Source organism: Paraburkholderia kururiensis (assembly GCF_034424375.1).
Lineage (GTDB): Bacteria > Pseudomonadota > Gammaproteobacteria > Burkholderiales > Burkholderiaceae > Paraburkholderia > Paraburkholderia kururiensis_A.
The window spans coordinates 2,559,196-2,584,346 of sequence record NZ_CP139965.1 but is presented as its reverse complement, the minus strand read 5'-3'; the positions used below and the strand labels follow the sequence as shown (position 1 = coordinate 2,584,346).

Genomic DNA, 25,151 nt, shown 5'->3' with positions numbered 1-25,151 from the left:
TAGCGGGGTCGATAGCGGCCCAAAGCGATAGCGGCCCCAAGCATTCCAGCGCGCAAGCGCCTCGAGTTTTCAAACTGACACATCCAACGACGATACCCATGAACACCACACGCCACACGTCCGCGCCGCCCGCAGCGGGATGGATGATCTTCCTGCTGATTGCCGTCGCGGGCCTCTTCTACGTGAAGTGGTTTCCGTACTACCACCGCGCCTTCACAGCCGCGGAGACGCATTCCATCGGCAAGTCGATCCTGATGGGTACGGCAGCGAGCCCGCCCGCGCCGACGCTTCAGGCCGCGCTCGACTATGCCTGGGCCTACGGCAAGGCCATCTGGCAGGCCATGGTGCTCGGTCTGCTCCTCGGCTCCGCGGTGCAGGCGCTCGTGCCGGCGCAGTGGGTCGCGCGCGTGCTGGGCCGCAACGGCTTTGGCAGCGTGGCGGCGGGCGGCTTGCTCGCCATCCCCGGCATGATGTGCACCTGCTGTGCCGCGCCCGTGGTGGCGGGCCTGCGCGCGCGTCACGCGTCGCCGGGCGGGGCCATCGCGTTCTGGCTCGGCAACTCGGTGCTCAATCCGGCGACGCTGGTTTTCATGGGCTTCGTGCTGGGCTGGCACTGGACGGCGCTGCGCCTCGTGCTTGGCGTGGCGCTCGTATTCGGGCTGGGCTGGTTCCTGAACCGGCTCGTGACGCCCCAGGAATCGCGCGCAGCCGACGAGCAACTCGCGCAAGTCGTGATGCAGCAGGCCGAAGGCAGCATGTTCGCGCGGTGGATGCGCATTCTCGGCCGCATGGCCGTGCGCCTCATACCTGAATACATCGTGCTGGTGCTGCTGCTCGGCGCCGCACGCGCGTGGCTCTTTCCGCACATCGGTCCGGAGATCGGCAACGGGCTGGTCTGGATTGTCGCCTTCGCCGTGGCCGGCATGCTGTTCGTGATTCCGACGGCGGGCGAGGTGCCGATCATCCAGGCCATGCTGTCGCTCGGCATGGGCGTGGGGCCGGCGGGCGCGCTCCTGATGACGCTGCCGCCCGTGAGCGTGCCGTCGCTCGCGATGCTGGCGCGTTCGTTCCGGCCCAGGGTGCTGGCGATCGTCGCGGTGACGGTGGTGCTCTTCGGCATCGCGGCCGGTCTCATTGCCATGGGACTCGGCTTCTAACCGCAGCCGAGGTGCCGGCCACCGGGCCGGTGAAGCGGTGTAGCATGCAACAACGGTGGGGTATGCGGCGCACATGACTGACCGCATGCGCGCCACCCGCCGCGCGCCGTGAGGGCGCGTGGCAGAAGCAAAGGAACCGGGGGCTCAGAATGGCGCAACAGAAAACGAATCCGAAACTCGAACAGGCGCTCACGCGCGGCGATCTGGCAATCCGCCAGGCCAATTCCGCACGCGCGACGGCGGTGCTGCGCGCGCTCGGCAAGATGATCGTGGAGGCGTCGGCGACGATCGGCGTGGAAGCGCACACGTCGGTGCCGGACGGCGACCGCATTTACGATCCCGCGAACGGCCTGTGGCCGCAGCAACTGCTGGTCTCGCTCGACGGTCCCGTCGAGGAAACGGATCCTGAGGAACTGCGCGCGGTGCGTCTGCTTGCCGATACGGCGGCCACCGTGTTCCGCGTGGAATGGCATCGCGCGGATGGGAAGATGGGGCGGCAGGACGGCGGCCCGTTCGCGACGGTCGCGTTCATTACCGACGTCGAGATTCCCTGGAGCGACGACGAGGACTGAGTGTCTTGCTGAAAAGAGAGACGCCGCTATGGTAGCGGCGTCTCTGCTTTAATCGATGGCTCTTGACCGATGACATCATCCGCACGCGGTCACGCCCATCGCATCGTCTAGCGCATCATGCGCCGGCGGAACAGCACCGCCGATATCGCGAACGTCACCACCACGTAAGCCGCGAGCACGCCCACGTGCAGCGCTGCATTCTCTATCGGCCGGCCCAGCATGGCGGGGCGTACCAGCGCGACCGCATGCGCGAGCGGCAGCAGCAGCGTCACCTGCTGCGCCGCGGCGGGCAACTGCGTGATGGGGAAGAACACGCCGGAGAGCAGCAGCATCGGCGTGAGCACCAGCGTCTGATAGAACATGAAGAAGTCGTACGAGGGCGCAAGCGCCGTCACGATCATCGCGAGGCTCGCAAACGCGAGGCCCGCGAGGGCAATGACCGGCAGCGCCAGCAGCATCGACGGAAAGCTCGCGTAGCCGAGCGCCGCGGCCACGATCATGATGGCCGTGCCCGAGAGCAGGGCCTTGCTTGCCGCCCACACGATCTCGCCGAGCACCACGTCGCCGAGCGTGAGCGGCGTGTGCATGATCGCTTCCCACGTGCGCTGCACGTGCATGCGCGAGAAGCTCGAGTACATCGACTCGAAGCTCGCCGACATCATCACGCTCGACCCCACCGTGCCGGCCGCGAGAAATGCGATGTACGAGACGCCGTCCACGTGCCCGACCATCAGCCCGAGCCCGAACCCTAGCCCGAACAGATAGATCATCGGATCGGCCAGATTGCCGAACATCGAGGCCAGCGCGAGCTTCTGCCAGACGAGGTAGTTACGTCGCCAGACGGCGATCCAGTTCGTGGCGTTGGAGGGCAGCGCCGCAATGCGTTCGCGCATGGGAGCGGGCCGGCCGGGGGTATCGTAGGTGCGTGCGTCCATGTCGTGCCGTCGGTTTTTCGTGTTCGTTCAGTCCTGCATCTCGCGCCCCGTGAGGCGCAGGAACACGTCTTCGAGATTGGCCGGCCGGTGCAGATAGCGCAACTGCGGCCGGTGCTTGATCCGATCGAGCGTGGCCTGCGGATCGGTCACGTAGCAAAAGAGCGTCTCGCCGCTGATCTCCGTGCGCGTGGCGAGCGGCGCGAGTTCGTCGCGCAGGGCCGCTGGGTCGGGTCCGTAAATCTCGATCACGTCGCAGCCGATCTCGGACTGGATCAGATCGTTGGGTGCGCCCTCGGCGATCTTGCGGCCTTCCTCGATCACACACAGCCGGTCGCAGAGTCGCTCGGCTTCTTCCATGAAGTGCGTGGTGAGCAGAATCGTCTTGCCGCGTGCGAGCAACGAGCGTAGCCGCTCCCAGATCAGATGACGCGCCTGCGGATCGAGGCCCGTGGTGGGCTCGTCCATGATGAGCACGTCGGGGTCGTTGACGAGCGCCCGTGCGAGCGTGAGCCGCCGGCGCATGCCGCCCGAGAGTTCGTTGACGCGGGCTTCGGCCTTGCTCTCGAGTCGTGCGAATTCGAGCAGCGCAGGCACGAGCGCACGCGTATGCGCCGCCGACTGACCGAAATAGCGGCCGAACACGAGCAGATTCTCACGCACGGTGAAATCGGGATCGAGGTTGTCGAACTGCGGTACGACGCCCACCCGTGCGCGGGCAAAGCGTGCGCGCGAAGGCACGGGTTCTCCGCACAGGCGGATCGTGCCGGCGTCGGGCGAGGAGATGCCGAGCAGCATCTTCAACGTGGTGGTCTTGCCTGCGCCATTGGGGCCGAGTAGCCCGAAGCACTCGCCGGGACGGACATGGAACGACAGGCCGTCGACTACCTTCTTCTCGCCGTAGCGTTTTTCTACCTGTTCGAATTCGATGGCGGCGGACATGGAAACTCGTGTTCGTGTACCAGGAAACCACACCGGTCACGCGATGCACGGCGTGACCCGAATGCGGAGAGGAGGGAGGCAAGGCGGCCTATTCTAGTGCATCGCTGCATTTGCGTTGGGCGCGGGATCTCTGTCGCGGCAAGCATTTGCGCGCTGCGGCATGGTGCTGAAAACGGTTACGGGCGTGCCACAGGGGGCCAGCGCACACCTGGCGTTTTCCAGGCCTTGCAAGCGGAATTGCGGCGCACCATGATGAAAGCACATTCAAACCGCAGGGAAGGCGGATCGGAGAAACCTCATGGCGAGCTACAAGAAAATCCTGCTGTGCTACGACGGCTCGCGCGAAGGCCGCAAGGCGCTGCGCTGCGGCGCCGAACTGGCACTGGACCTGAAAGCGGAAACCCATCTGCTTTCTGTGGTGGACATGCGTTCCAGCATTGCACAGAGCGCGGGCCTGTTGACCGACGTCGCTTGCGGTCGCTTCGAAGAGACCGCGCGGCAGATTCTCCAGGAGGGAGTGGACTGGCTGACCGAGCACGGTGTGAAGGCACAGGGCCATTTCGCGTTTGGACACCCCATCGACGAAATCGCGAATCTGGCCAATGAATTGCAAGCCGACCTCGTCGTCGTGGGGCACCGGTGCCGCACGGGTCTCTCGCGATGGTGGATGGGCGCAGGCAACACCCAACTGCTGGATCGCGTGTCGTGCAGCATCCTGGTCGCGTGTTCGTCTTCGGCCGAGCAGAAGGAGGAGGCCGCAGCGGCCTAGTCACGCGCAGTTCGCGGACGACCGACCGCGCGAGCCGGAGGGCTTATCCGTTGAGGTCCACGGCAGACAGCTTCCATGAGAAGAGGCCGTCGCGGCGCAGGATGGCGGCATACCGCGTATCGCCAACGCCATGCTGATAGGTCACGACGAACTCGTTGAGGCCGCGGTATCCAGCCGTGGTCTGGGGTGGCTGAGGCGGGGCCGTCTGCGCCTCGGGTGGCGTCTGCGGAGTGGCGGGCGCGGTGGGCGTCTGGGTGGTCGGGGGCCCAGAGGGGGCGGAGGATGCAGACGGCGCAGTTGATGCGGTGCCTTCAGCCTCACCGCCCGTCGTTCCTCCGGACGGGCCCACAGGGGGAGGCCGTTCGCCGGGTTGCCCGCGCGGCGGCATGCCATTGAGAATCGCCGCGACACCGTCGGGCGTCGCGTACGCATCCACCAGCGGACCAATCAGCGCGGCACCGATCATCGCGCCGATCACGGCGAACGGATTGCCGTGCTTTTGCGCGTCGATGCGCCGCATCAGCAACTCGGTCACCTGTTGTTTGAGGCTCACGCGCAGGGCCGGATAGTCGACATAGGCGTTGACCGTTTCGGCGTCGCGCGCGTCCGCCGCACGCTTGAGCCGATCGAGCACGATGTAAGGCGACGCGTAGGCGTAACCCAGCACCGCTACCACAAGCAGCACGACGGCCGCGATAGCGAGCCGCCGCGTAGCGTGCTGTCCCGGCCCGTTCACGCGCCCGCGCCCTGTTCGGCGATGCAATGGTCGATCATGCGGCACACCGCCTCGAACGTGCCCACCATGATGAGGCGCGACGGCCCGTGATAGACGCGCACCGGGGCACGGCGAGCCGGCTCGCTGTGCACGCCGGCGTTGAGCGAGACGCGGGCGAACGCCGGTTGTGCCGACGGCAGGGCGGGCAGCGATTGGGTTTCATTGCCGAAGAGCGGTGCTGTCCGGGGGGCCGACACAGTGTCTACGGCGGACGCGACCGGGATGCAGGGCACCAGCGTGCGCAGATGACGAAGGCGGCCGAACTGGCGGAAGGGCAGCAGGCGGGCAAGACGTTCCATGAATCTCTCCAGGCGGCGTTCAGACGTTCAGAATTCGGTCGGGCGGATGAGGCCCACCGCAATGCCTTCCAGTGCGAAATCCGCACTGCCGGCTTCCACAAAGATGTTCTCGTAGTCCGGGTTTTCGGCGATCAGCTCGATGCCGTTCGGCCGGCGCTTCAGGCGCTTCACCGTGACGTCGTCACCCAGCCGCGCCACGATGATCTGGCCGTCTTTCGCCTCGGTGCGCTTTTGCACGGCGAGCAAGTCGCCGTCGAAGATGCCCGCGTCGCGCATGGAAAGACCGCGCACTTTCAACAGATAGTCCGGCTTGCTCGAAAAGAGCGCGGGGTCGCAGGCGTAGTGCTGCGAAATATGTTCCTGCGCGAGGATCGGGCTACCCGCGGCCACGCGTCCGATGAGCGGCAACGAAAGCTGCATGAGGCTGGAGTGCGGCAACGTGAACTGATGCGGCATGTCGTCGATGCCCGGCAGCAGCCGGATGCCGCGCGATGCGCCCGCCGCCAGTTCGATGACCCCTTTGCGCGCCAGCGCCCGCAGGTGCTCCTCCGCCGAGTTGGCCGAACTGAACCCCAGTTCCGCGGCGATCTCGGCGCGCGTGGGCGGAAACCCCGTGCGCTCGATGGCCCGGCGAATCAGATCGAAAACCTGCTGCTGTCGTGCGGTGAGTTTGGTCATGGCGCCACTGTATGGATAGACAGGTGACTGTATTTTTATACAGTGTCCGGCACTTTTCAAGCGTTACTTGAAGTTCGCGGCACGAGCCTGTGCCACAACGCCGCATTGCGCTGCGATGACAGCCGAAAACACGCCGCAGCGCCCCATCCCGCCGTCGTTACCACTTTTCCGTATTAAAAAATGAAGAAGGATTATTTTTAATCATGAAGGGGTCTCATTAGACTGGCTCGCATTACCCGGAGCGTCCGCCAAACCCGCTTTGCGGCACGGCGCCACCGCTACGCGACACAAAAGGAGAAAACCGATGCAAGACCACACGACGGGGTTCGGCAGGACACGCGCCTCCGCACCGGCTGCCACGCGCAAGGCAAAACACTGGATCGCCGCATTCGGTCTCGGCCTTGCCGCGGTGCTGGGCGCGCCGGGGGGCGTCACGACGGCGCACGCCGACACCACGCTCCTCAACGTTTCCTACGACCCCACGCGCGAACTGTACCAGGACGTCAACCAGGCGTTCGCGAAGGAGTGGAAGGCGAAGACCGGGGAGACGGTGACCTTCAAGCAGTCGCACGGCGGGTCGGGCGCACAGGCGCGTTCCGTGATCGACGGGCTTCAGGCCGACGTGGTGACCCTCGCGCTCGCGTACGACATCGACGCCATCGCGAACAAGGGGCTCATCGACAAAGGCTGGCAGAAGCGCCTGCCCGACAACGCCTCGCCGTACACGTCGACCATCGTGTTCCTCGTGCGCAAGGGCAATCCGAAGCACATCAAGGATTGGGACGATCTCGTAAAACCGGGCGTGTCGATCGTCACGCCGAATCCGAAGACCTCGGGCGGCGCGCGCTGGAACTACCTCGCGGCGTGGGCCTACGCGCTGCACCAGCCGGGTGGCAACGAGCAGAAGGCGAAGGACTTCATCGCGAAGCTCTACCGCAACGCCGGCGTGCTCGATTCCGGCGCCCGCGGCGCGACGACGAGCTTCGTGCAGCGTGGCATCGGGGACGTGCTGATCGCCTGGGAAAACGAAGCGTTCCTGTCGCTCAAGGAGTTCGGCCCCGAGAAGTTCGAGATCGTGGTGCCCTCGGTGAGTATCCTGGCCGAGCCGCCCGTGGCGGTAGTGGACAAGGTCGTGGACCGGCACGGCACGCGCAAGGTCGCGGAGGCCTACCTGAACTTCCTCTATAGCGAAGAGGGCCAGGAGATTGCAGCGCGCAACTTCTATCGCCCGCGTTCGACGAAGGTGCCCGCCGAACTCACGCAGAAGTTTCCGAAGCTGAAGCTCTATACCGTGGACGACACCTTCGGCGGCTGGACGAACGCACAGAAGACGCACTTCGCCGATGGCGGCGTATTCGATTCGATCTACCAGCCGCAGTAACGGCGGCTTATCAAGCAGCAAAGCGGAAGCAACACGGCGGGAGCAGCACGGCAGAACGCCGATACGGCATCGAAAGAGCGCCGTGCAATATCACCGCATCACGCGTGTCACGATAAAAGCGACCGGCAGATCGCGGCGACGGGAACGGCAGCACGGCGTGGGCATGACCGGCCGCGCGCGCTGCCGGCCTCGCCGACCGCATGACCGGACGTCGATGTAACCCTGAAGAACCCTGACAGAGCATTGGCATGACGACGTTCACCTTCCGCAAACCGGCGGCGTTGCCCGGTTTTGGCGTGACGCTTGGTATTACGGTGGCGTATCTGAGCCTCGTGGTGCTGATTCCGCTCGCCGCCACGTTTCTCAAGACGGCCACGCTCGATTGGGCGCAGTTCGTGCATGCGGTTACCTCGCCGCGCGTGCTCGCCTCGTACCGGCTCACCTTTTTCGCCGCGCTGGGCGGTGCCGCGATCAACGCCGTGTTCGGCTTCCTCGTGGCGTGGGTGCTCGTGCGCTACACGTTTCCGCTTAAACGCGTCGTCGATGCGGTGGTCGACCTGCCGTTTGCGCTGCCCACGTCGGTGGCCGGCATTTCGCTTGCCGCCATTTACTCGGGCAACGGCTGGATCGGTCAATTTCTCGTACCGCTCGGCATCAAGATCGCGTTCACGCCACTTGGCGTGCTGGTCGCGCTCACGTTCATCGGACTGCCGTTCGTCGTGCGCACCGTGCAGCCGGTGCTCGAAGACTTCGAGCGCGAACAGGAGGAAGCGGCCGCGTGCCTTGGCGCCTCACGCTGGCTCACGTTCCGGCGCGTGGTTTTGCCCGCGGTGCTTCCCGCGCTGTTGACCGGTTTTGCGCTCGCGTTCGCACGCGCGCTCGGCGAGTACGGCTCGGTGATCTTCATTGCGGGCAACGTGCCGATGAAGTCCGAGATCACGTCGCTGCTCATCATCACGAAGCTCGAGCAGTACGACTATGCCGGCGCCACAGCGCTCGCGGTGGTGATGCTCGTGGTGTCGTTCCTCATGCTGCTGCTCATCAATTCGCTGCAGTGGTATCTGCAACGGCGCACGAGTCGCAGCGCCTCGGCGGCGTCGGCGGGGCCGGGCACGATACCGGAGCTGGGCGCCGCGTCGCACGCGACGGGAGGTGCGCAATGAGCGGCAACAGTAGAGCGGCATCCGCCGCGAACGGAGGGCACGGCGCCGTGGCCGCGCGTCGTCCGGACCCTGTCACCGAATCGCGCCTCGTGCGCTGGACGCTCACCGCGATCGCGCTCGCCTTTCTCGGGCTCTTTCTCGTCGTGCCGCTTGCGGCGGTGTTCTACGAGGCGCTGAGAAAGGGCATCGGTGTCTATTTCGAATCGCTCGCCGACCCGGACGCGCTCGCCGCCATCCGCCTCACGCTCACCACGGCCGCCATCGCGGTGCCGCTCAATCTCGCCTTCGGACTGGCGGCGTCGTGGGCCATCGCGAAGTTCGAGTTCAAGGGCAAGGCGCTGCTGACCACGCTGATCGACCTGCCGTTCTCGGTTTCGCCCGTCATTTCGGGGCTCATCTACGTGCTGATGTTCGGCGCGCAAGGCTGGTTTGGCCCCTGGCTGCAGGACCACGACGTGCAGATCATCTTCGCCGTGCCGGGCATCGTGCTCGCGACGATCTTCGTCACGTTTCCGTTCGTCGCACGCGAGCTGATTCCGCTCATGCAGGCGCAAGGCAACGACGAGGAAGAAGCGGCCCACGTGCTGGGTGCCTCGGGCTGGCAGATCTTTCGGCGCGTCACGCTGCCCAACATCCGCTGGGGGCTGCTGTATGGCGTGATTCTGTGCAACGCGCGGGCGATGGGCGAGTTTGGCGCCGTGTCCGTGGTGTCGGGACACATTCGTGGTCAGACCGACACCATGCCGCTGCACGTGGAAATTCTCTACAACGAGTACAACTTCGCAGCGGCGTTCGCAGTGGCTTCGCTGCTCGCGTTGCTCGCGCTCGTCACGCTCGGTCTCAAGCTGCTCGCGGAGCGGCACATGTCGGCCGAACAGGAGGCGGCGCGCGGCGCGGTGCATGCCGGCGCGTCTGCGCTGGCCGGCGCCCACGCAGCCGTATCGAAAGAAACCGCAGCCGCGCCGCGTGTGGCGCTGGCGCGCCCGGTTCACCATGGAGAGCAGTAAATGGGCATCATCGTTCGCAACCTGCAAAAGCGTTTCGGCGACTTCGCCGCGCTCGACGACGTCTCCCTCGACTTTCCGCCCGGCGAACTCGTCGCGTTGCTGGGGCCCTCCGGCTGCGGCAAGACGACCTTGCTGCGCGTGATTGCGGGCCTCGAATTCGCCGACGCGGGGCAGGTCGTGCTGCAAGGCCAGGACGTGGCCGCCGTGGGCGCACGCGAGCGGCAAGTCGGCTTCGTGTTCCAGCACTACGCGCTCTTCCGGCACATGACGGTGTTCGAGAACGTCGCGTTCGGCCTGCGCGTGAAGCCACGCAAGGAACGGCCAGCGGAGTCCGCGATCCGCGAGAAGGTGCACGAGCTGCTGAAGCTCGTGCAGCTCGACTGGCTGGCGCAGCGCTATCCGTCGGAGTTGTCGGGCGGTCAGCGGCAGCGCATCGCGCTGGCGCGTGCGCTCGCCGTGGAACCGAAGGTACTGCTGCTCGACGAGCCGTTCGGCGCGCTCGATGCGAAAGTGCGCAAGGAACTGCGCAGCTGGCTGCGGCGGCTGCATGACGATCTGCACATCTCGACGCTCTTCGTCACGCATGATCAGGAAGAAGCGCTCGAAGTGGCGGACCGCATCGTCGTGCTCAATCACGGCCGCGTCGAGCAGGTGGGCAGCCCGCAGGAGGTGTACGACCATCCGCGCACGCCGTTCGTCTACGAGTTCCTGGGCGCGGCGAACCGGCTGCGCGGCAGCGTGGGCCGCGGCGGCTTCGTGGCGGAGGGGGCGGCGCAGCCTATCGGCATCGACGCCGCTTTCGAAGGGCCCGCGTACGCGTACGTGCGGCCGCACGATCTCGTGCTGTATCCGCAAGGGGCCGCGCGCGCCGACGGCATCGTGGTAGATGTGAGGCGCGTCGTGCCGCTGGGCGGGTCGGTGCGGGTGGAACTGGCCGCAGCCGAAGGCAGCGTGCTCGAAGCCGAACTCGACCGCGAAACGTGGCGCGAGCTGCGCCTTGCCGTGGGCGACGGGGCGACCGCCGTGCCGCGCGCGTTGCGCGTGTTTCCGGCAGGCTGAGCCGGTCCGGGCTCGTTCGAACCACCATGACTATTTCACTCTGGCAGAACCGGAGACACAGATGAATTTTCAGCAACTGCGCTTCGTGCGCGAGGCCGTACGGCAAAACATGAACCTCACCGAGGTGGCCAACGTGCTGTACACGTCGCAGTCGGGCGTCTCGAAGCAGATCAAGGATCTGGAAGACGAACTGGGCGTGGACATCTTCATTCGCCGCGGCAAGCGCCTCACGGGTCTCACGGAACCGGGCAAGGCGGTGCACCAGCTGATCGAGCGCATGCTGCTCGACGCCGAGAACCTGCGCCGCGTGGCTCGCCAGTTCGCCGATCAGGACAGCGGCCACCTCGTCGTCGCCACGACGCACACGCAGGCGCGCTATGCGTTGCCGAAGGTCGTGCATCGTTTCCGCGAAGTGTTCCCGAAGGTGCATCTCGCGTTGCGCCAGGGCAGCCCGCAGCAGATCGCGCAGATGATCATCAGCGGCGAAGCGGACCTCGGCATTTCGACCGAGGCGCTGGACCGCTTTCCCGACATCGTGACGTTCCCGTGCTATTCGTGGCACCACGTCGTCGTGGTGCCGAAGGACCACCCGCTCGTGGGCCGACCGAATCTCTCGCTCGAAGAAGTCGCGGAGTATCCGATCATCACCTACGACCAGGACTTCACGGGCCGCTCGCACATCGACCAGGCTTTCGCGAAGGCGGGGGCGCTGCCCGACGTGGTGCTCACCGCAATTGACGCCGACGTGATCAAGACCTACGTCGAGCTCGGCATGGGGATCGGCGTAGTGGCGGCGATGGCCTACGACCCGAAGCGCGATACCGGGCTCGTCGCGCTCGACAGCGAGCATCTGTTCGAGGCGAGCACGACGCGCGTGGGCCTGCGCAAGGGCGCGTTCCTGCGTCAGTACGCGTACCGGCTCATCGAGATGTTCGCGCCGCATCTGACCGAAGCGCAGATCGCGAGCCAGTTGCGCGAGGCGGGGTGATCTGAACATGCGCACTGCGCGGGCAGTCGCGCCCGCCGTTGCGCGACTGGGCCGCTCAACCGCCCAAGGCCGCGAATCGCGTGCTCGCGTTCGCTTACAATCGCGGCCATGAATACACCTCTTACTTCCTCATCCGCGGCCGCTTCCGCGCTGCCGCGCGTCGCGGTGCTCGCTACGGGCGGCACCATCGCCGGGGCCGCGCCGGACGCGGCCAACACCGCGGGCTATCAGGCCGGCGTGGTCGGCGTCGATCAACTGCTGGCGGCGGTGCCAGCGCTCTCGTCGGTGGCGCGTATTCAGGCCGAGCAACTCGCGAGCATCGACAGCAAAGACATGGCCTCCGCGCTCTGGACCACGCTTGTCGAACGCGTGAACGCGCTGCTCGCGAGCGCCGACGTAGACGGCGTCGTGATCACGCACGGCACCGACACGCTCGAAGAAACCGCCTACCTGCTGCATCTCGCCGTGAAGAGCGCGAAGCCGGTGGTGCTGACCGCGGCGATGCGTCCGTCGTCGGCGCTTTCGGCCGACGGTCCGCTGAATCTGCTCAATGCCGTGACCGTGGCGGCGAGCGAGAAGGCGCACGGGCAGGGCGTGCTGCTCGCCTTCAACAACCGCATTCACAGCGCACGCGACGTGGTGAAGACGAGCACCTACGCCGTGGACGCGTTCCAGTCGCCGGAGATCGGCGCGCTGGGCTGGGTGCAGGACGGGCGTGTGGAGTTCCAGCGCAGCGTGGTGCGCGCGCATACGACCGCGACGCCGTTTGCTGTCGGCGCACCGTGGCCGCAGGTGGAGATCGTGGCGAGCTATGCAGGCGTCTCGCGTCTTGCCGTCGATGCGTTGGTGGCCGCGGGCGTGCGCGGGCTCGTCGTGGCGGGAACGGGTAACGGCTCGATCCACGCCACCTTGCAGCAGGCGTTAGCCGAAGCGGCGGCGCGCGGCGTAGCGGTGGTGCGCTCGTCGCGCGTGGGCTCCGGGCACGTGATGCGCAACGGCGCCGCGCCCGACGACGCGCTGGGTTTCGTCAGCGCGGGTACGCTCAATCCCTACAAGGCGCGCGTGCTGCTGATGCTGGCGCTGGCCAGCGGCGTGAGCGACAGCGCGGCGCTACAGCGCGTGTTCGACACGTACTGATTGCAGCGTGATTTGCGACCACGTGTGCGGTTGGCTCCGCTTCCGCACCGCAAGAAGAATCCGACAGCCGGACACCCGGCGAAGACGTCTGACCGACCAAGGCTTCCCCGCTTTCGCCGGGCGCCGCTGCGGACCCCACTGGCCACCCTCAGCCCAGGGCGGCCCCGATGGCTCCTTCCCGCGCAGGTTCATGCGCGGGAGGGAGCGCCCCACCTGCAACCGCCGCCCAATGGGGCGACGGTTGTCTGTCGATCGACGGGCGACGTAACCGACACAGCCGCCCGCGCAACAGGCGCAACCCGGCTCAGGCCGCCTTCGCCTCTTCGTCGGGCGCTTGCGCCACCTCGAAGTTCGCCATGATTTCGAGGGCGCGCACCATCGCCGAATGATCCCAGGCCTTGCCGCCGTTCGCGGCGCACACGCTGAAAAGCTGCTGTGCGCTCGCCGTGTGCGGCAGTGCGATGCCGAGCTTGCGTGCACCATCGAGTGCGAGGTTCAGGTCCTTCTGGTGCAGTTCGATGCGAAAGCCGGGGTTGAAGGTGCGCTTCGTCATGCGTTCGCCGTGCACTTCGAGAATGCGTGACGACGCAAAGCCGCCCATCAGCGCGCGGCGCACGCGTTCGGGGTCCGCACCCGAGCGAGCGGCGAACAGCAGCGCCTCGGCCACGGCCTCGATGTTGAGCGCCACGATGATCTGGTTGGCCACCTTGCAGGTCTGACCCGCGCCGTTGTCGCCGATAAGCGAGACGTTCTTGCCCATCAGGTCGAAGAGCGGCTTCGCCAGATCGAAAGCGTTTTGCGGACCGCCCACCATGATCGTGAGCGTCGCGTCGCGCGCGCCGATCTCGCCGCCCGAGACGGGCGCGTCGAGATAGTCGCAGCCCAGCGCGTTGATGCGCTTCGCGAAGGCCTGCGTTTCGAGCGGCGAAATGGAGCTCATGTCGATCACGAGCTTGCCGGCCGTGAGGCCCTTCGCGACGCCGTCGTCGGCGAAGAGCACGTTCGCCACGTCGGGCGTGTCGGGCACCATGGCGATCACGATGTCCGCGGCTTGCGCCACGGCGGTCGAGTTGGCGACGGCGGTGGTCTTCGCGCGCAGATCGTCGGGCACGGGGTAGGCGCCGTTCACGAACAGCGTGTGCCCGCCCTTGATGAGATTGCGCGCCATGTGCGCGCCCATGATGCCGAGGCCGATGAATCCGATCTTTGCCATGTGTGTCGTTCTCCGATTGAGTCAATGTCGGTCTGTATTCGTCGAGTCGAGTGCATGCGTCTCGCGTCAGGCGGCCACGCGCGTCTGGCTTGCGCGCTGCAGCCAGCCGAGCCCTTCCACGGTGGTGGTGCGCGGCTTGTACTCGCAGCCCACGTAACCGGTGTAGCCGAGCGAATCGAGCAGGTCGAACAGGAACGGGTAATGGATTTCGCCGGTGCCCGGCTCGTGGCGGCCTGGGTTATCCGCAAGCTGGATGTGCGCGATTTGCGGCAGGTGCTTCGTGATGGTCGCCGCGAGTTCGCCCTCCATGCGCTGCATGTGATAGATGTCGTACTGGAGGAACAGGTTGTCGGAGCCCACGGCGCGAATCACGTCGAGCGCCTCGGCCGAGCGGTTGAGCGCGAAGCCCGGAATGTCGTAGCGGTTGCACGGTTCCACCAGCAGCTTGATGCCCGCCTTCCCGAGTTCGCCCGCGGCGTAGCGCAGGTTTTCGACGATCGTCGCGCGTGCGGCGTCGCGGTCCACGTCCGGTGTCGGAATACCCACGAGGCAGTTCAGTTGCGGCACGCGCAACGCCTTTGCGTATTCGATCGCGCGGCCCACGCCTTCCTGGAATTCGGCGACGCGATGCGGCAAACATGCGATGCCGCGCTCGCCGGCCTCCCAGTTGCCGGCCGGCAGGTTGTGCAGCACGAGGCGCAGACGGTGCTGCTCGAGCCGCGCGGCGAGATCGGCCGCCTTGTATGGGTAGGGAAAGAGGAATTCGACGGCGTCGAAGCCCGCTTCGGCGGCCGCCGCAAAGCGGTCGAGGAACGGCACTTCGTTGAACAGCATTGTGAGGTTGGCTGCGAATTTGGGCATGGTGCGTGGGTCCAGTGGTCGGTCAGGAAGCAGAAGGAAATCGCATCAGGTCAGGAGAGCACGCCGATCGACGTCGGCGCGTCTTCGGGCCTTTCGGCGAGCGCTTCGAACTCGTTGATCGCATCGATTTCAGCGCCCATCGAGATGTTGGTCACGCGCTCCAGGATCACTTCGACGATCACGGGCACGTTGAACTCGCCGAGCATCGACTGCGCGCGTCGCAGGGCCGGCGCGATGTCTTCGGGCTTGAAGACGCGCAGTGCCTTGCAGCCGAGCCCTTCGGCCACGGCCACGTGATCCACGCCGTAGCCGTTCATCTCGGGCGCGTTGATGTTCTCGAAGCCGAGCTGCACGCAGTAGTCCATGTCGAACGCGCGCTGCGCCTGGCGGATCAGGCCCAGATACGAGTTGTTCACCACGACGTGCACGTAGGGCAGCTTGAACTGTGCGCCCACGGCGAGTTCTTCGATCATGAACTGGAAGTCGTAGTCGCCGGAGAGCGCGACGATGGGCCGTGCCGGGTCCGCGGCGCGCACGCCGAGCGCCGCGGGAATCGTCCAGCCGAGCGGGCCGGCCTGGCCGCAGTTGATCCAGTTGCGCGCCTTGAAGACGTGCAGGAACTGCGCGGCAGCAATCTGCGAGAGGCCGATCGTGCTCACGTAGCAGGTGTCGCGGCCGAACACGCGGTTCATTTCCTCGTAGACGCGCTGCGGCTTCACGGGCGTGTTGTCGAAATGCGTGCGGCGCAGCAGCGTGCGCTTGCGGTCGAGACATTCGGCGGCCCAGGCGCTGCGGTCCTTGAGCCTGCCCGCCGCCTTCCATTCTTTCGCCACGTCCACGAAGAGTTCGAGCGCAGCCTTCGCGTCCGACACGATGCCGAGGTCCGGCCCGAACACGCGGCCGATCTGCGTGGGTTCGATATCCACGTGCACGAACTTGCGGCCCTTCGTATAGACCTCGACGCTGCCCGTATGGCGGTTCGCCCAGCGGTTGCCGATGCCGAGCACGAAGTCCGACGCGAGCAGCGTGGCGTTGCCGTAGCGGTGCGAGGTCTGCAGGCCGACCATGCCGGCCATCAGCGGATGGTCGTCGGCAATCGCGCCCCACGACATCAGCGTGGGAATCACGGGCACGCCGAGCGTTTCGGCGAACGCGACGAGCAGATCTTCGGCGGCCGCGTTGACGACGCCGCCGCCCGACACGATGAGCGGACGCTCGGCGTCGTTGAGCATGGCGAGCGCGGCTTCGATCTGGTGGCGCGTGGCGCGCGGCTTGTAGACGGGCAGCGGCTCGTACGTGTCGATGTCGAATTCGATTTCGGCAAGCTGCACGTCGATGGGCAGATCGACCAGCACGGGGCCGGGCCGGCCCGAACGCATCAGGTGAAAGGCCTGCTGGAACACGCGCGGCACGAGCGCCGGCTCGCGCACTGTGACGGCCCACTTGGTGACGGGCTTGGCGATGGACTCGATGTCGACCGCCTGGAAGTCTTCCTTGTAGAGCCGCGCGCGCGGTGCCTGGCCCGTGATGGCGAGAATCGGAATCGAGTCCGCGGAGGCCGAGTAAAGGCCGGTGATCATGTCCGTGCCCGCCGGGCCCGAGGTGCCGATGCACACGCCGATGTTGCCGGGCGCCGCACGCGTATAGCCCTCGGCCATGTGCGAGGCGCCCTCCACGTGGCGCGCCAGCACGTGGCTGATGCCGCCCGCCTTCTTCATCGCGGAGTAGAGCGGGTTGATGGCGGCGCCGGGCACGCCGAACGCCGTGTCGATCCCTTCCTTTTCGAGCACCAGAACGGCGGCGTCGACGGCTCTCATCTTGGCCATGCGTGTCTCCTGAAGTTCTCAATATCGGTGGAAGCGGGTGGCGCGTAATGCCCGTCGGATTGCCCGTCGAACCGGGCGACGGATCACGGAAAAGCGCCTGTTGAGAGGCACTTTAGGGGTGCATCAAAGGTTTGATAAGATCAGTGCCGGTCGTTTAATACGAAACAAAAAGTATCGAATGGCGGTTGCGGGTCGGACCGGCCACTGCTCAGGAGACGAACATGGACCGCTTCAAGCAGATCGAGACGTTCGTGCGTGTGGCCGAGGCCGGCAGCCTTGCGGCCGCGGCGCTCGAAGAAGGCGTGTCGCCGGTGATCCTCGGGCGGCGTATCGATGCGCTCGAAAAGCGCCTCGGCGTGAAGCTGATGTACCGCTCCACGCGGCGGCTCGTGGTGAGCGAGGAAGGCGCCGCGTTCCTCGAACGCTGCCGCGGACTGCTGACCGAATGGGAGCAGGCCGAAAACGAGCTGGCGGCGGGCCGGCGCGCGGTGAACGGCCATCTGATCGTCTCGGCGCCCGCGGCCTTCGGGCGCAAGCACGTGGCGCCGCTCGCGCCCGCGTTTCTCGCCGACAAACCGGGGCTGCAAATCTCCTTCAACCTGACCGACCGCGTGGTGGACCTCGTGCGCGAGGGCTACGATCTGTCGATTCGCATCGGCGGGGCGGTAGATCCGAATTTCGTCGCGGTGAAGCTGGCGTCGAACCGGCGTGTGGTCTGCGGCACGCCGGGATACTTCAGCCGGCACGGCAAGCCGAAGACGCTCGAAGACCTGCCGCGCCACAACTGCCTCGCGTTCAACCTGCAGGGCGGCCAGAACCGCGGCTGGTATTTCCGCCGCAACGGCAAGCTCGTCACGGTGCGGGTGGGCGGCACGCTCGACTGCAACGACGGGGAACTGCTGCACCGCTGGGTGTCCGAGGGGCTGGGCCTTGGCTGGCGGTCGACCTGGGAAGTCGAGGAACAGCTTGCACGCGGCGAGCTGGAAACCGTGCTCGACGAGTTCGCGCTGCCCGACTACGACATCCTCGCCGTGTACCCGCAACAGCGCTACGTGCCTGCCCGGGTGCGCTATTTCATCGATTACCTGAAGGACGTCTACGCCCAGCCAGGGTATTGGCGGAGCATCGCCGCCACCGAGGCCGGGAATAAACTCGCGGTGTGACCGGTATTGCCGGGGGAAACGTGGCGCACGAGTGTGTGGGGTGGCGATGGCCGAGACCGACGCCCGGCGCACGCGCGGACGGCGAGACGATGAACGACCGGGAGGGCCGGGGTGGCGCAAACCTTGGACGAGGGCAGGCAAGGCGGCGACGTGGCAAGCACGGCGGATGAGGCGGGCAAGGCGGCGCGCGGGGCGAGCGCGGGTGAAGGCGTGGGTGACAGCCTGACTGGCAGCGCCGACGCAGAGGACGCCCGCTCGGGCCGTACCGAAGGCCCCGCGGACGATGGCGCCTGCGGCGCGCATGCCGCCGCGCGCAGTCTGCGCTTCCAGCAACTCGCGCTGCCGCATCTGGATGCGGCCTACAACCTCGCGCGCTGGCTCTGCGGCAACCCGAGCGATGCAGAAGACGTCGTCCAGGAAGCCTGCGTGCGTGCGTTCCGCTTCTTCGACACCTTTCATGGCGACAGCGCCAGGCCGTGGCTGCTCACCATCGTGCGGCGCACCTGGTACACCGAGTGGCGGCGCCGCGCCAACGCGCACGAAGTCGCGCCCTTCGACGACAACGACGGTAACGACGGCGAGATTGCGCTCGACGGATGGAGCGTGGGCGGTCTCGATCCCGAGGCGCTGCTGATTCGGGAGGAAGACGCGCGGCGCGTGCACGAAGCCCTCGAACAGTTGCCACCCGAATTTCGCGAAGTACTGGTGCTGCGCGAAATGGAGGATCTGAGCTACCGCGAGATCGCGGTCATTGCCGATCTGCCGGTCGGCACCGTGATGTCGCGCCTCGCGCGCGCTCGCCGCAAGCTTGCCGCGCTGCTCGGCGGCGCGCCGGGACGGCCGCCGCAGGCGAAGCAGGAGCCGCAGACAGGCGGTCTTGCGGGCCGGCCGCCTCGTCCGGGCGGCGACGCCGCGCGCCGCGCCCGTCCTGACAACTCTGCATCGGAGGCCTTCGATGGAATGTAAGGAAGCGCGTCTGCTGCTCGATGCGGATTTCGATCGCGAACTGCCGGCGCTCGAAGCGCTGCGTGTGCAGCAACACGTCGACGGTTGCGCCGCATGCCGCGAAGCGCGCGCTGCACTCGCGGTACTGGCCGGTACGGTGCGGCACAGCGGGCGCTACTACCGGGCGCCCGAGGCGCTGAGGGCGCGCATCGTCGCGACGCTGCCTGCGGAGGTGCCCGTGCTGACGCACTCCCCGGTCTCCGGCGCTGCGGCAGGAGGGGACGCGCAGCAGGAGCCGGATGAGAGGCGGGACCGGCGGCTCGCACCGGACGTGCGGAAGGCCGACGATACGGGCGGCGGCGGGGAGGCCGACTACATGGGACCCGGCGCCGCGAGCGCAGGCAACGGCACGGGCCATGGCAACGGCGCGGGTGCGGCCGTGGCGGGTGGCGTGAGCAATGGTGCGCGTGCGCGTCCTCGTGGGCCATTGTCGTGGCTGGCGGACGCTTTCCGGCCCTCCGGCGCGTCAGGTGCGCGTGCCGGGCACGGCGGCTGGGGCGGTAGGGCAGGCTGGTCGAGCGGCGGGGGCGCAGTGGCAATGTTCCGCGGGGGCCTGTTCGCCGGCGTGGGGCTCCTGCTCGTGGCAGCGGTTGCGACAGCCGTGCTGCTGGTGCGCAGGCCGGCCGGGAGCGGCCCGTTCGTCGACGAACTCGTCGCGAGCCACGTGCGGGCGGAGCTTTCCGGACGCGACATCGACGTCGTCTCCACCGACCAGCACACCGTCAAGCCCTGGTTCAACGGGCGGCTCGACTACGCGCCGCCGGTGGAAGACCTCGCGGCGAGCGGCTTCGCGCTGACGGGCGGCCGGCTCGACTACGTGGCGCATCGGCGCGTCGCCGTGCTGATCTATCGCTACCGCAAGCACGTGATCGACGTCTATGTGCTGCCCACGGCCGATGCGGCGAAGCGTGGCGAGCGCGCGCCGCTCGCCACGCAGTCGGACGGCTATGCCGTACGCCGCTGGCAGGCGGCCGGCATGACCTGGTGGGCGGTGAGCGATGCCGAATCGTCCGTGCTGGACGGCTTCCAGGCAGCGCTGGCGGCGCGGCTGGGCGGCGGCGCGTGAGGGGAGCGAGGGCGGGGCCAGCGCCGTGCGACATCAGGTAACTGGGGGCGCTTCTGGACAAAGCCGGCCTGCCCGCCCGTCAAGTCCTTGAAAACACGGCCGAATCTGGCGTCCAATTCTCCGCAATCCTTGCGTGCCCCGGCCATTCGGGTTACACTCTCCGGCTTCTCACTTGCCACACCGGTTCCGACGCCCGGGTGGCTTCTATCCACAAGGAGTGTGTATGCGTCATTACGAAATCGTCTTCATCGTGCACCCGGACCAGAGCGAACAGGTGCCCGCGATGATCGAGCGGTACAAGTCCATGGTCACGTCGCACAGCGGCCAGGTCCATCGTATCGAAGACTGGGGCCGTCGCCAGCTGGCCTACATGATCGAGAAACTCGCGAAGGCTCACTACGTCTGCATGAACATCGAATGCGACCAGCCCACGCTGGACGAGCTGGAACACGCGTTCAAGTTCAACGACGCCGTGCTGCGCCACCTCATCGTCAAGATGAAGAAGGCTGAAACCGGCCCGTCGCCGATGATGAAGGAAGTGCAGCGCGAAGAAGCCCGCAAGGCGGCTGCCCAGCCTTCCGAAGCGCAGGCTTAAGAGAGAGCACAAGCCATCAGGGAAGCGTTTCGCTCACGGCCCACGTGAACAGGCTGCAGCTCACGGCAACCATCGTTGAACGCGAACCGGTGCGGTACACCCCGGCCGGCGTTCCGATCGCAAGCTGTACGTTGCAGCACCACGCCGAAGTCGTCGAAGCCGGCATTGCCCGGCAGATCGAACTGACGATGCCGGCCGTGGCGGCCGGCGAGGCGAGCGGCAAGCTGGAAAGCTGCGAGATGGGCGTCGAAGCGCTCTTCACCGGTTTTCTTGCGAAGAAGAGCCGCAACGCGCGAACCCTGGTGTTTCACATCACAGAACTGCAGTACACAGGAAAGGACTGAACATGGCCCGCCCGACTGGCAAGAAATTCGACAAGCGTCGTCAGCAACAGAACCCGCTCTTCAAGCGCAAGAAGTTCTGCCGTTTCACGGCAGCTGGCGTCGAGCAGATCGACTACAAGGACATCGAAACGCTGAAGGACTTCATCGGCGAAAACGGCAAGATCACGCCGGCGCGTCTCACGGGTACGAAGGCGCACTACCAGCGCCAGCTGGACACGGCGATCAAGCGCGCGCGTTTCCTCGCGCTGATGCCGTACACCGACCAGCACAAGGCTTAACCCGAACGACGACGCAACAAGGAGCATCCGAATGCAAATCATTCTTCTGGAAAAGGTCGTCAATCTGGGTAACCTGGGCGACATCGTTAAGGTCAAGGACGGTTACGCACGTAACTTCCTGATCCCGCAAAAGCGCGCCCGTCGTGCCACGAAGGAGGCCATCGCCGAATTCGAAGTGCGCCGCGCCGAGCTCGAAAAGGTCGCCGCCGAAAAGCTGGCAGCCGCGCAGGCACAAGGCGAGAAGCTGGCCGGTCTGACCGTGCAGATCGCGCAGAAGGCCGGCGTGGACGGCCGTCTGTTCGGCTCGGTCACGAACGCCGACATCGCCGAAGCGCTCAAGAAGCAAGGCTTCGAAGTCGAGAAGGCGCAGGTTCGCCTGCCGGAAGGTCCGCTGAAGATGGTCGGCGACCACCCGGTGCAAGTCGCGCTGCACACGGACGTCGTGGTCGACGTCACCGTGTCGGTGCTCGGCGAGCACGTCTAAAGACGGCGGCGGCCGGTCGCGGGCGTTTGCCTCGCGGGTTTGCTTCGCACGCCGGCCGTTAGCATCGCAGTACACCAAGGCAGGAGCCGTTGTTCGGCTTCTGCCTTTTTTCTTCTCCGCTTTCCCCTTTTTCGCTTCTCTTCGGCCGCTTCCGGGGGCTTCCGGCTGCTGTCGCGCTTCGTTGGGACGGCGCCCGCACCGGTTCCCGCCGCTCCGGATTTCGTCGATAATTGCCGACCATGAATGCACCGAAAGATCCCCAAATCGAGTCGCTGAAAGTCCCGCCGCATTCGATCGAGGCCGAGCAGTCGGTGCTCGGTGGTCTGCTGCTCGACAACGGCGCCTGGGACCGGATCGCCGACTTTCTCTCCCAGAGCGACTTCTACCGCTACGACCACCGGATCATTTTCGAGCACATCGGCAGGCTCATTGCGGGCTCGCGTCCGGCCGACGTGGTCACGGTCTACGAGGCGCTCGGCACCTCGGGCAAGGCGGACGAAGTAGGCGGTCTCGCCTACCTGAACGCGCTGGCGCAGAACACGCCGAGTGCCGCCAATATCCGCCGCTACGCGGAAATCGTGCGCGATCGTGCCGTGCTGCGCAGGCTCGTGTCGGTCGCAGACGAAATTTCGGCCGACGCATTCAATCCCCAGGGCAAGGAAGTTCGGCAACTGCTCGACGAGGCCGAAGCCAAGGTGTTCTCGATTGCCGAAGACGGCGCGCGCGGCACTCAGGGCTTCCTCGAAATCGGACCGCTGCTCACGCAGGTGGTGGAGCGCATCGACACGCTGTACCACACGGCCAATCCGAGCGACGTGACGGGCACGCCCACCGGTTTCGTCGACCTCGACCGCATGACTTCCGGCATGCACGGCGGCGAACTGATCATCGTGGCGGGCCGGCCCTCGATGGGTAAGACCGCCTTTTCGATGAACATCGGCGAATACGTGGCCGTGGAGTATGGCTTGCCGGTTGCCGTGTTTTCGATGGAAATGCCGGGCACGCAACTCATCATGCGGATGCTCGGCTCCGTGGGCCGGCTCGACCAGCACCGCATGCGTACCGGTCGTCTCACCGACGAGGACTGGCCGAAGCTCACGCACGCCGTGCAGAAAATGAGCGAGGCGCAAATCTTCATCGACGAAACGGGTGGCCTCAACCCGATGGAACTGCGCTCGCGTGCGCGGCGTCTGTCGCGGCAATGCGGCAAGCTCGGGCTCATCATCGTCGACTATCTCCAGCTGATGAGCGGCTCGTCGCAGGGCGAGAACCGCGCGACCGAGATCTCCGAAATTTCGCGTTCGCTCAAGAGTCTCGCCAAAGAGCTGGACGTGCCCGTGATCGCGCTCTCGCAGCTCAATCGGGGCCTGGAGCAGCGGCCGAACAAGCGCCCGGTGATGTCGGATCTGCGCGAGTCGGGCGCTATCGAACAGGACGCGGACGTGATTCTCTTCATCTACCGCGACGAGGTGTATAACCCGGACAGCCAGGACAAGGGCACCGCGGAAATCATCATCGGCAAGCAGCGTAACGGTCCGATCGGCCCGGTGCGTCTCACGTTCCACGGCCAGTTCACCAAGTTCGACAACTTCGCTGGCCCGCAGAATTTCTACGGTGGGGAATGAGGGCGCTTTAGTGGCGCCTTGAACTCACGCTCAAGGTGCTTCTTGCACCAAGCCGTGGCAAGAACGCCGCGGTACGACATGGGACGGGTGCGTGCCCAGGGTTGCGACGGTACAATATTGCACTTTTGTGTCAGCACCCTGATTCCACTACAGGACTCCCATGTTCGGTCGATTCATGCCCACCGAGGGCAAGTTCTTTGAAATTTTCAACGCCCATGCAGAGCACATCGTCTCCGCGAGCCGCGAGCTCGAGCTTCTGATCGACAACCTCGGGGAAGCCGAGGTCCACAAGCAGAACATCCAGGTTTCGGAAAAGGCCGCCGACAAGCTCACGCACGAAGCGATCGACCTGCTGCACAAGACCTTCATCACGCCGCTCGACCGCGACGAAATCCACAAGCTCATCACCACGATGGACGACATCCTCGATCTGATGGAGGACGTCGCCACGGCGATCTGGCTCTACGACGTGCAATCGGTCACGTCGGAAGCGAGCCAGCTCGCGCACATCTGCTCGGCCACGAGCGCGCAGGTGAAGAACGCCGTCGCACTGCTCTCGGATATGAAGCAGGCGCGCCAGATCCTCAAGGCGTGCGAGGAGATCGACCGGCTCGAATCCGAAGCGGACGCCGTGCTGCGCACCGCGATGTCGAAGCTCTTCCGCGAGGAAGATGACGTCAAGACGCTCATCAAGCTCAAGGCGATCTACGAGTTGCTCGAGTCGATCACCGACAAGTGCGAGGACCTCGCGAACATCATCGAAGGCATCGTGCTGGAAAACGCCTGAGCGGACTCGACGATGCATTCGATACAACTCGCAATCTGGGCGGTGGCCATGCTGGTCATGATCTCGCTCGTGTTCGACTTCATGAACGGCTTTCACGACGCGGCGAATTCGATCGCCACGGTCGTCTCGACGGGCGTGCTCAAGCCGCAGCAAGCCGTCGCGTTTGCCGCGCTTTTCAACGTCATCGCCTATTTCATCTTTCACCTCAAGGTCGCGCAGACCGTGGGCAAGGGCACCATCGACCCCGGCATCGTGGACCACTACGTGGTGTTCGGTGCGCTGATGGGCGCGATCGGCTGGAACCTCGTCACGTGGTACTACGGCATTCCGTCGAGTTCTTCCCATGCGCTGATCGGCGGACTCGTGGGCGCCGCGCTCGCGAAGTCGGGGTGGGGCGCGCTGAACGTCGACGGCATTCTGAAGACCGTGGCGTTCATCTTCATTTCGCCGCTGCTCGGCTTCGTGCTGGGCTCGTTCTTCATGCTCACGGTGTCGTGGATCTATTTCCGCACGCCGCCCAGCAAGGTGGACCGGCGTTTCCGCCGCCTGCAGCTGATTTCGGCGGGACTCTATAGCCTCGGCCACGGCGGCAACGACGCACAGAAGACCATCGGCATCATCTGGATGCTGCTGATCGCCACGGGCTACGCGTCCGTGACGGCCGATGCGCCGCCCATCTGGGTGATCGGGCTCTGCTATCTCTCGATGGGGCTCGGCACGCTCTTCGGCGGCTGGCGCATCGTGCGCACCATGGGCCAGAAGATCACGAAGCTCAAGCCGGTGGGCGGCTTCTGCGCCGAGACGGGCGGGGCGCTCACGCTCTTCATCGCCTCGTCGATGGGCGTTCCGGTCTCGACGACGCACACCATCACCGGCGCCATTGTCGGTGTGGGCGCCACGCAGAAGCTGAGTGCGGTGCGCTGGGGCGTCGCCGGCAATATCGTCTGGGCCTGGGTGCTGACCATTCCGGCGTCCGCCGTATTGGCCGCCGCAGGATGGTGGCTGGGGCATCGTTTCCTGTAGCCCCGCCCGGGCGGCGCTCGCC

The 25,151-nt window shown here is 66.0% G+C and carries 27 protein-coding genes; 19 read left to right on the top strand and 8 right to left on the bottom strand.

Annotated features, from left to right (window positions below):
* Positions 1-98: 98 nt before the first annotated feature.
* Together U0042_RS11580 and U0042_RS11575 are read left to right on the top strand one after the other, a co-directional pair.
* Positions 99-1,157 carry a permease gene (locus U0042_RS11580; protein WP_114815480.1) on the top strand — a complete coding sequence of 353 codons (1,059 nt, stop codon included), beginning with the start codon at positions 99-101 and terminating at the stop codon, positions 1,155-1,157.
* Between the two features lie 149 nt (positions 1,158-1,306).
* Positions 1,307-1,729: a hypothetical protein gene (locus tag U0042_RS11575; protein WP_017776717.1), complete on the top strand. Its 423-nt coding sequence runs from the start codon at positions 1,307-1,309 to the stop codon at positions 1,727-1,729.
* 107 nt (positions 1,730-1,836) lie between these two features.
* Here the strand turns inward: U0042_RS11575 and U0042_RS11570 are convergent, their stop codons facing one another.
* Entirely contained in the window at positions 1,837-2,664 is an 828-nt protein-coding gene (locus U0042_RS11570; protein WP_114815481.1) for an ABC transporter permease, read from the bottom strand.
* A 27-nt stretch (positions 2,665-2,691) separates the two neighbouring features.
* On the bottom strand, positions 2,692-3,603 hold the full coding sequence (gene nodI / locus U0042_RS11565) for a nodulation factor ABC transporter ATP-binding protein NodI (protein WP_114815482.1): 912 nt from the start codon (positions 3,601-3,603) through the stop codon (positions 2,692-2,694).
* 298 nt (positions 3,604-3,901) lie between these two features.
* Between nodI and U0042_RS11560 the strand changes: the two genes are divergently transcribed.
* On the top strand, positions 3,902-4,372 hold the full coding sequence (locus U0042_RS11560) for a universal stress protein (RefSeq protein WP_114815483.1): 471 nt from the start codon (positions 3,902-3,904) through the stop codon (positions 4,370-4,372).
* Positions 4,373-4,415: 43 nt separating this feature from the next.
* Here U0042_RS11560 and U0042_RS11555 read toward each other — a convergent pair whose 3' ends face one another.
* From U0042_RS11555 to lexA, 3 genes are read right to left on the bottom strand one after another with little or no spacing between them, the layout of a single operon-like run.
* On the bottom strand, positions 4,416-5,108 hold the full coding sequence (locus tag U0042_RS11555; RefSeq protein WP_327205052.1) for a DUF2939 domain-containing protein: 693 nt from the start codon (positions 5,106-5,108) through the stop codon (positions 4,416-4,418).
* Positions 5,105-5,446 carry a hypothetical protein gene (locus U0042_RS11550; protein ID WP_114810730.1) on the bottom strand — a complete coding sequence of 114 codons (342 nt, stop codon included), beginning with the start codon at positions 5,444-5,446 and terminating at the stop codon, positions 5,105-5,107. Before U0042_RS11550 ends, U0042_RS11555 begins: the two co-directional genes overlap by 4 nt.
* A 27-nt stretch (positions 5,447-5,473) precedes the next feature.
* A complete protein-coding gene (gene lexA, locus U0042_RS11545) occupies positions 5,474-6,124 on the bottom strand; it encodes a transcriptional repressor LexA (RefSeq protein ID WP_114810731.1) in 651 nt (216 codons plus the stop codon).
* A 304-nt stretch (positions 6,125-6,428) separates the two neighbouring features.
* On the opposite strand from lexA, the gene U0042_RS11540 reads away from it, so the two are divergent.
* The 6 genes from U0042_RS11540 (at position 6,429) to U0042_RS11515 (ending at position 12,859) form a co-directional block, all read left to right on the top strand.
* Complete coding sequence (locus U0042_RS11540; protein WP_198665292.1) at positions 6,429-7,505, top strand: sulfate ABC transporter substrate-binding protein; 1,077 nt, start codon at positions 6,429-6,431, stop codon at positions 7,503-7,505.
* A gap of 248 nt (positions 7,506-7,753) precedes the next feature.
* Positions 7,754-8,668, top strand: a complete 915-nt coding sequence (gene cysT, locus U0042_RS11535) for a sulfate ABC transporter permease subunit CysT (RefSeq protein WP_114810732.1) — start codon at positions 7,754-7,756, stop codon at positions 8,666-8,668.
* Positions 8,665-9,675 (top strand): sulfate ABC transporter permease subunit CysW, encoded by a 1,011-nt coding sequence (gene cysW, locus U0042_RS11530; protein WP_114810733.1) that lies wholly within the window; start codon positions 8,665-8,667, stop codon positions 9,673-9,675. Before cysT ends, cysW begins: the two co-directional genes overlap by 4 nt.
* Positions 9,676-10,734 carry a sulfate/molybdate ABC transporter ATP-binding protein gene (locus U0042_RS11525; RefSeq protein ID WP_114810734.1) on the top strand — a complete coding sequence of 353 codons (1,059 nt, stop codon included), beginning with the start codon at positions 9,676-9,678 and terminating at the stop codon, positions 10,732-10,734.
* A gap of 61 nt (positions 10,735-10,795) precedes the next feature.
* Entirely contained in the window at positions 10,796-11,722 is a 927-nt protein-coding gene (locus tag U0042_RS11520; RefSeq protein WP_017776727.1) for a CysB family HTH-type transcriptional regulator, read from the top strand.
* Between the two features lie 108 nt (positions 11,723-11,830).
* Positions 11,831-12,859, top strand: coding sequence for an asparaginase (locus U0042_RS11515; RefSeq protein WP_114810735.1), 1,029 nt, complete (start codon positions 11,831-11,833; stop codon positions 12,857-12,859).
* A 304-nt stretch (positions 12,860-13,163) separates the two neighbouring features.
* Here U0042_RS11515 and U0042_RS11510 read toward each other — a convergent pair whose 3' ends face one another.
* The 3 genes from U0042_RS11510 to gcl all read right to left on the bottom strand — a co-directional run bounded on the left by U0042_RS11510 (position 13,164) and on the right by gcl (position 16,759).
* Complete coding sequence (locus U0042_RS11510; RefSeq protein WP_114810737.1) at positions 13,164-14,072, bottom strand: 2-hydroxy-3-oxopropionate reductase; 909 nt, start codon at positions 14,070-14,072, stop codon at positions 13,164-13,166.
* Positions 14,073-14,138: 66 nt separating this feature from the next.
* The gene (gene hyi, locus U0042_RS11505) at positions 14,139-14,933 is read right to left on the bottom strand and encodes a hydroxypyruvate isomerase (RefSeq protein WP_114810738.1); all 795 of its coding nucleotides are present in this window, start codon (positions 14,931-14,933) and stop codon (positions 14,139-14,141) included.
* A gap of 50 nt (positions 14,934-14,983) precedes the next feature.
* On the bottom strand, positions 14,984-16,759 hold the full coding sequence (gcl, locus tag U0042_RS11500; protein WP_114810739.1) for a glyoxylate carboligase: 1,776 nt from the start codon (positions 16,757-16,759) through the stop codon (positions 14,984-14,986).
* 221 nt (positions 16,760-16,980) lie between these two features.
* On the opposite strand from gcl, the gene U0042_RS11495 reads away from it, so the two are divergent.
* The 10 genes from U0042_RS11495 (at position 16,981) to U0042_RS11450 (ending at position 25,129) form a co-directional block, all read left to right on the top strand.
* Entirely contained in the window at positions 16,981-17,922 is a 942-nt protein-coding gene (locus U0042_RS11495; RefSeq protein WP_114810740.1) for a substrate binding domain-containing protein, read from the top strand.
* Between the two features lie 318 nt (positions 17,923-18,240).
* Positions 18,241-18,888, top strand: coding sequence for an RNA polymerase sigma factor (locus U0042_RS11490; protein ID WP_232833364.1), 648 nt, complete (start codon positions 18,241-18,243; stop codon positions 18,886-18,888).
* Positions 18,878-19,993, top strand: a complete 1,116-nt coding sequence (locus U0042_RS11485) for a zf-HC2 domain-containing protein (RefSeq protein WP_114810741.1) — start codon at positions 18,878-18,880, stop codon at positions 19,991-19,993. The genes U0042_RS11490 and U0042_RS11485 overlap by 11 nt, the downstream gene beginning before the upstream one ends.
* Positions 19,994-20,216: 223 nt before the next feature.
* Positions 20,217-20,588: a 30S ribosomal protein S6 gene (gene rpsF, locus U0042_RS11480; protein ID WP_017776736.1), complete on the top strand. Its 372-nt coding sequence runs from the start codon at positions 20,217-20,219 to the stop codon at positions 20,586-20,588.
* 44 nt (positions 20,589-20,632) lie between these two features.
* A complete protein-coding gene (gene priB, locus U0042_RS11475) occupies positions 20,633-20,932 on the top strand; it encodes a primosomal replication protein N (RefSeq protein ID WP_114810742.1) in 300 nt (99 codons plus the stop codon).
* A gap of 2 nt (positions 20,933-20,934) precedes the next feature.
* Complete coding sequence (gene rpsR, locus U0042_RS11470) at positions 20,935-21,210, top strand: 30S ribosomal protein S18 (RefSeq protein ID WP_017776738.1); 276 nt, start codon at positions 20,935-20,937, stop codon at positions 21,208-21,210.
* Between the two features lie 31 nt (positions 21,211-21,241).
* Entirely contained in the window at positions 21,242-21,694 is a 453-nt protein-coding gene (rplI, locus tag U0042_RS11465) for a 50S ribosomal protein L9 (RefSeq protein WP_114810743.1), read from the top strand.
* Between the two features lie 239 nt (positions 21,695-21,933).
* Positions 21,934-23,319: a replicative DNA helicase gene (locus U0042_RS11460; RefSeq protein ID WP_114810744.1), complete on the top strand. Its 1,386-nt coding sequence runs from the start codon at positions 21,934-21,936 to the stop codon at positions 23,317-23,319.
* 160 nt (positions 23,320-23,479) lie between these two features.
* Positions 23,480-24,106 (top strand): DUF47 domain-containing protein, encoded by a 627-nt coding sequence (locus U0042_RS11455; RefSeq protein ID WP_114810745.1) that lies wholly within the window; start codon positions 23,480-23,482, stop codon positions 24,104-24,106.
* A 12-nt stretch (positions 24,107-24,118) separates the two neighbouring features.
* Positions 24,119-25,129, top strand: coding sequence for an inorganic phosphate transporter (locus tag U0042_RS11450; RefSeq protein ID WP_114810746.1), 1,011 nt, complete (start codon positions 24,119-24,121; stop codon positions 25,127-25,129).
* Positions 25,130-25,151: the final 22 nt, after the last annotated feature.

What these genes read in the sequence shown, in the direction of transcription:
- U0042_RS11580 (WP_114815480.1), top strand. Translation starts at nt 99, where the DNA reads ATGAACACCACACGCCACACGTCCGCGCCGCCCGCAGCGGGATGGATG.
- U0042_RS11575 (WP_017776717.1), top strand. Translation starts at nt 1,307, where the DNA reads ATGGCGCAACAGAAAACGAATCCGAAACTCGAACAGGCGCTCACGCGC.
- U0042_RS11570 (WP_114815481.1), bottom strand. Translation starts at nt 2,664, where the DNA reads ATGGACGCACGCACCTACGATACCCCCGGCCGGCCCGCTCCCATGCGC.
- nodI (WP_114815482.1), bottom strand. Translation starts at nt 3,603, where the DNA reads ATGTCCGCCGCCATCGAATTCGAACAGGTAGAAAAACGCTACGGCGAG.
- U0042_RS11560 (WP_114815483.1), top strand. Translation starts at nt 3,902, where the DNA reads ATGGCGAGCTACAAGAAAATCCTGCTGTGCTACGACGGCTCGCGCGAA.
- U0042_RS11550 (WP_114810730.1), bottom strand. Translation starts at nt 5,446, where the DNA reads ATGGAACGTCTTGCCCGCCTGCTGCCCTTCCGCCAGTTCGGCCGCCTT.
- lexA (WP_114810731.1), bottom strand. Translation starts at nt 6,124, where the DNA reads ATGACCAAACTCACCGCACGACAGCAGCAGGTTTTCGATCTGATTCGC.
- U0042_RS11540 (WP_198665292.1), top strand. Translation starts at nt 6,429, where the DNA reads ATGCAAGACCACACGACGGGGTTCGGCAGGACACGCGCCTCCGCACCG.
- cysT (WP_114810732.1), top strand. Translation starts at nt 7,754, where the DNA reads ATGACGACGTTCACCTTCCGCAAACCGGCGGCGTTGCCCGGTTTTGGC.
- cysW (WP_114810733.1), top strand. Translation starts at nt 8,665, where the DNA reads ATGAGCGGCAACAGTAGAGCGGCATCCGCCGCGAACGGAGGGCACGGC.
- U0042_RS11525 (WP_114810734.1), top strand. Translation starts at nt 9,676, where the DNA reads ATGGGCATCATCGTTCGCAACCTGCAAAAGCGTTTCGGCGACTTCGCC.
- U0042_RS11520 (WP_017776727.1), top strand. Translation starts at nt 10,796, where the DNA reads ATGAATTTTCAGCAACTGCGCTTCGTGCGCGAGGCCGTACGGCAAAAC.
- U0042_RS11515 (WP_114810735.1), top strand. Translation starts at nt 11,831, where the DNA reads ATGAATACACCTCTTACTTCCTCATCCGCGGCCGCTTCCGCGCTGCCG.
- U0042_RS11510 (WP_114810737.1), bottom strand. Translation starts at nt 14,072, where the DNA reads ATGGCAAAGATCGGATTCATCGGCCTCGGCATCATGGGCGCGCACATG.
- hyi (WP_114810738.1), bottom strand. Translation starts at nt 14,933, where the DNA reads ATGCCCAAATTCGCAGCCAACCTCACAATGCTGTTCAACGAAGTGCCG.
- gcl (WP_114810739.1), bottom strand. Translation starts at nt 16,759, where the DNA reads ATGGCCAAGATGAGAGCCGTCGACGCCGCCGTTCTGGTGCTCGAAAAG.
- U0042_RS11495 (WP_114810740.1), top strand. Translation starts at nt 16,981, where the DNA reads ATGGACCGCTTCAAGCAGATCGAGACGTTCGTGCGTGTGGCCGAGGCC.
- U0042_RS11485 (WP_114810741.1), top strand. Translation starts at nt 18,878, where the DNA reads ATGGAATGTAAGGAAGCGCGTCTGCTGCTCGATGCGGATTTCGATCGC.
- rpsF (WP_017776736.1), top strand. Translation starts at nt 20,217, where the DNA reads ATGCGTCATTACGAAATCGTCTTCATCGTGCACCCGGACCAGAGCGAA.
- rpsR (WP_017776738.1), top strand. Translation starts at nt 20,935, where the DNA reads ATGGCCCGCCCGACTGGCAAGAAATTCGACAAGCGTCGTCAGCAACAG.
- rplI (WP_114810743.1), top strand. Translation starts at nt 21,242, where the DNA reads ATGCAAATCATTCTTCTGGAAAAGGTCGTCAATCTGGGTAACCTGGGC.
- U0042_RS11460 (WP_114810744.1), top strand. Translation starts at nt 21,934, where the DNA reads ATGAATGCACCGAAAGATCCCCAAATCGAGTCGCTGAAAGTCCCGCCG.
- U0042_RS11455 (WP_114810745.1), top strand. Translation starts at nt 23,480, where the DNA reads ATGTTCGGTCGATTCATGCCCACCGAGGGCAAGTTCTTTGAAATTTTC.
- U0042_RS11450 (WP_114810746.1), top strand. Translation starts at nt 24,119, where the DNA reads ATGCATTCGATACAACTCGCAATCTGGGCGGTGGCCATGCTGGTCATG.